The organism is uncultured Fretibacterium sp., assembly GCF_938040765.1.
Classification (GTDB): domain Bacteria; phylum Synergistota; class Synergistia; order Synergistales; family Aminobacteriaceae; genus CAJPSE01.
In genome coordinates this window covers 1-3,435 of record NZ_CALIAA010000082.1, presented here as the reverse complement: position 1 = coordinate 3,435, position 3,435 = coordinate 1, and the positions used below count along the sequence as shown (strand labels likewise).

Here is a 3,435-nt window from a genome sequence, read left to right as displayed (position 1 = left end):
CTAATCAGAATATAATTTTGTCTTGGGCTGAGCTTTATGGTAAAGCTTGAGTCTTTTGGAGCGCCAATTCCTGGAGGTGTGCGGGTCATGAGTGCAAGAGAACTGAAACAGCCGGCTACAGCGTTTGCTTCTCCCCGTTTTTGCAACGTTGGCAACTTTATGCGGATGGAGAGGGTTTCGGAACCGGATGGGCTGGACTTTGCCATTTATGGCATTCCTTTCGATACCGCGTGTTCCTATCGTTCGGGGGCCCGTTTCGGGCCGCAGGGCATCCGGAATATCTCCGTCATGATGAAGACGAACAATCCGGTGCATGAGGTCAATATTCTCGATTACCTGAAGGGGGCGGACATGGGGGATGTCAATATCGTGCCCGGTTACATCCACCCGACCTATGCCGCCATCGAGGCGTTCGCGTCCAGGATACTGGATGCGGGGGCCCTTCCGATTGCCCTGGGGGGGGACCATTCCATCACGCTGGGAGAGCTGAGGGCGGTAGCGAAGAAGCATGGGCCAGTCAGCCTCATTCATTTCGATTCCCACGCAGATATCAACGATGAGGTTTTTGGCGAGAAGTATAATCACGGAACGCCTTTTCGTCGTGCCATAGAGGAGAATCTGATCGACCCCCACAAATCCATCCAGATCGGCATGAGGGGATCGCTGTACGACGCCGGGGAGTTCAAGCTGGCCGCGGACCTGGGGCTGAAATTGATTCCGACCCACAAGGTACGCGAGATGGGGATCCCTGCGGTTTTGGAAGAGATCAACAAACGGGTGGGCAAAAACAAGGCCTTCCTTACGTTTGACATCGACTTTGTCGATCCCGCCTATGCGCCGGCCACGGGGACTCCGGAGGTTGGAGGGTATTCCACCTTCGAAGCCATCAGCTTCATTCGCGGCTTGACGGACGTCAACTTCGTGGGGTTCGATATCGTCGAGGTAGCCCCGCCCTATGACGTTGCAGAAATCACCTCTTTAGCGGCCTGCAACATTGTCTTCGAGTTCCTGTCCGTGCTGGCGCTTCAGAAAAAGGAGGGCAGAAGGGCGTAAAGCTGAAGGGGGAGGGGCGATAAGCGCTCGGTCGAGGACATTTTATGGTCAGGGGGGACTGCAAATGAAAAATTTGGAACGGGTCAATGGCCTTTGCGAGAGGGTGGAGAAATTCATCGTCTCATGGGGAACCATCACAATGGCCGTTGTCTCCATTATCAATGTCTTGAGCCGAAATATTTTTCACGTCAGTTTTTCCTGGGTGGAGGAGATCAGTCAGTTTTCCGTGGTACTGGTGACCTTCGTCGGAACGGCCTATGCAGCCCGGATGGGACTCCATATCAGGATGACCGCCTTATCGGACATCATGGGGTACAGGGGCAGGAAGTTTCTGGTTCTGCTCACCTCCTTGGGGACAGCTGTTTTCCTGTGCCTTATGATGTGGTACGGCATCCTGTATGTCAAAGGGCTTTATATGATGAACAAATACACGCTGGGGTTGCAGATTCCGGTTTACGTCGTCATGCTTTGGGTTCCCATCGGTTTTTTCCTGACGGCGGTTCAATACCTTGCGACCTTCTGGAAAAATCTGACCCATAAGGGGATTTTCATCGCCCCGTCCGTAGCTGAATCCGGGGCGGAGGACGGATGGACGCTTTCCGAGGGAGTGCTCTGATATGCTGTGGGTTTTGATGGGAACAATGATCGGCCTGCTTATCCTGGGTTTTCCCATGATGGTGCCCCTGGGGACTGCTGCATTTCTAACCGTCTTTCTGTTTTTCCCTATCGATCCTGCCATGCTGGTGCAGCAGATCGTCGGCGGGGTCCAGCCCGTATCGCTGACGGCCGTCCCTCTGTTCATCCTCGCTGCGGACATCATGACCTCGGGGCAGGTGGCTGAGCGGCTACTGACATTCGTCGTCAAACTGGTGGGGCATAAGCGCGGGGGCATCCCGATCTCGACGACCATCGCCTGTACGCTCTTCGGCTCGGTCTCCGGTTCCACCCAGGCCACGGTCGTGGCCATCGGCGGCCCCTTGCGTCCGTTGCTCCTCAAGGCCGGGTACGATGCCTCCTTTTCAACGGCATTGATCATCAATGCGGCCGTCATTGCCCTGCTCATCCCCCCCAGCATCTATATGATCGTCTATGGGGTGGTGGGAGGCGCCTCCATCGGGGATTTGTTCATCGCAGGGGTTGGCCCCGGAATCCTCATCTGCGTCCTGTTTTGTATCTACGGTTGGTTCAAATCGGGAAAGGAGCACTCGGCACCGGAGGCCTCGAGGTCCGAGAAGTGGCTGGCGTTCCGTCGGGCCATCCTCAGCTTCTCCTTCCCCGTCATCATCTTCGGGGGCATCTACTCCGGAATGTTCAGCCCGACGGAGGCTGCCGCGGTGTCCGTTTTCTACGCATTTCTGGTGGAGTACTTCATCTATCGTTCCATCAAGCTCTCGGATATCCCGAAGATCGCGCTGCGCACGGGTACGGTGACCGCCATAGTCTTCATCCTGGTCGCCATGGGACAGGCCTTTTCCTGGACCATTTCCTTTGGACGGATCCCCAACATGATCCTGCCCGCGCTCCTTGGGGATGCTCCCTCGTCCGTCCGCATCATGTTCGTTCTGACCATAACGTATTTCCTGGCCTGCATGTTCGTCGACCCCATCGTCGTCATCATGATCCTGACGCCCATCTTCAAACCGGCGATTGCGGCCGCAGGATTGGATAATATCCTATGCGGCATCATCGTTACCCTGCAGGCCGCCATCGGGTCTACGACGCCTCCCTTCGGCTGCAATATTTTTACGGCCATGGCCATTTTCAGGCAAAAATACGCGGATGCCATCCGCGGAACCTTTCCCTTTGTCGCCATTATGGTCGCAGTGTCCGTTTTATTGATCTATTGTCCGAAGATAGCCCTGTTTCTGCTCGATTTATCGCGGTAAGTGCTGAATGTAGGATGTTGTGTGTGTAGGATGTTGAGGGGTCCATCGGCTTTTCAGGAGAAGGAGGAAAAGGAAATGAGAAAGTGTGCGGTCGTTTTTCTGTTGTGCGTCATGGTCTTGAGCTGCGGTGCCGTTCCGGCCTCAGCCGCCAAGTACAATTGGCGGCTGGCCAGTGAGGAGCTGGCCGATAGTGCGGTGGATCTCTATGCCCATGAGTTTGCCCGCCTTTTGAAGGAGAAGTCGAACGGCGATATCCAGCTGGAGGTCTTCCCTCACGGCACCCTGGGGACCCCCACCGAGATGTTCGAGCTTGCCCTGAACGGCGCGGTGGAGTTCTGCCTGATCGCCCCCGGACAGTCCAGTTCCATCATTCCCGAGAACCAGATTTTTCTGCTTCACTTTCTGTTTTCGATGGACGACGACAAAAATGCCGAATTTCTGCGCACAAGCAAGGCGATCAACGAAAAACTGGGGGGCGTCTATGAAAGCAAAGGGC

Annotated in this window: 4 protein-coding genes and 1 pseudogene; 4 read left to right on the top strand and 1 reads right to left on the bottom strand. The window is 55.4% G+C overall.

Annotated elements, in window-relative coordinates; translation table 11 throughout:
- Positions 1–206, bottom strand: a 206-nt coding sequence (locus tag Q0176_RS03030; RefSeq protein WP_299299126.1) for a hypothetical protein, incomplete at its 3' end; no start/stop codon positions are given.
- On the opposite strand from Q0176_RS03030, the gene speB reads away from it, so the two are divergent.
- The 4 genes and pseudogenes from speB to Q0176_RS03010 form a co-directional block, all read left to right on the top strand.
- Positions 160–1,053: an agmatinase gene (gene speB, locus Q0176_RS03025; RefSeq protein ID WP_299299125.1), complete on the top strand. Its 894-nt coding sequence runs from the start codon at positions 160–162 to the stop codon at positions 1,051–1,053. The genes Q0176_RS03030 and speB overlap by 47 nt on opposite strands.
- A 64-nt stretch (positions 1,054–1,117) precedes the next feature.
- Entirely contained in the window at positions 1,118–1,669 is a 552-nt protein-coding gene (locus tag Q0176_RS03020; RefSeq protein WP_299299124.1) for a TRAP transporter small permease, read from the top strand.
- A gap of 1 nt (position 1,670) precedes the next feature.
- The gene (locus Q0176_RS03015) at positions 1,671–2,939 is read left to right on the top strand and encodes a TRAP transporter large permease (protein ID WP_299299123.1); all 1,269 of its coding nucleotides are present in this window, start codon (positions 1,671–1,673) and stop codon (positions 2,937–2,939) included.
- 75 nt (positions 2,940–3,014) lie between these two features.
- Positions 3,015–3,435 (top strand): annotated as a pseudogene (locus tag Q0176_RS03010) (C4-dicarboxylate ABC transporter substrate-binding protein); the annotation flags it as partial.

Excerpts from the sequence above, each read along its gene's own strand:
- speB (WP_299299125.1), top strand. The coding sequence starts at position 160 with ATGCGGATGGAGAGGGTTTCGGAACCGGATGGGCTGGACTTTGCCATT.
- Q0176_RS03020 (WP_299299124.1), top strand. The coding sequence starts at position 1,118 with ATGAAAAATTTGGAACGGGTCAATGGCCTTTGCGAGAGGGTGGAGAAA.
- Q0176_RS03015 (WP_299299123.1), top strand. The coding sequence starts at position 1,671 with ATGCTGTGGGTTTTGATGGGAACAATGATCGGCCTGCTTATCCTGGGT.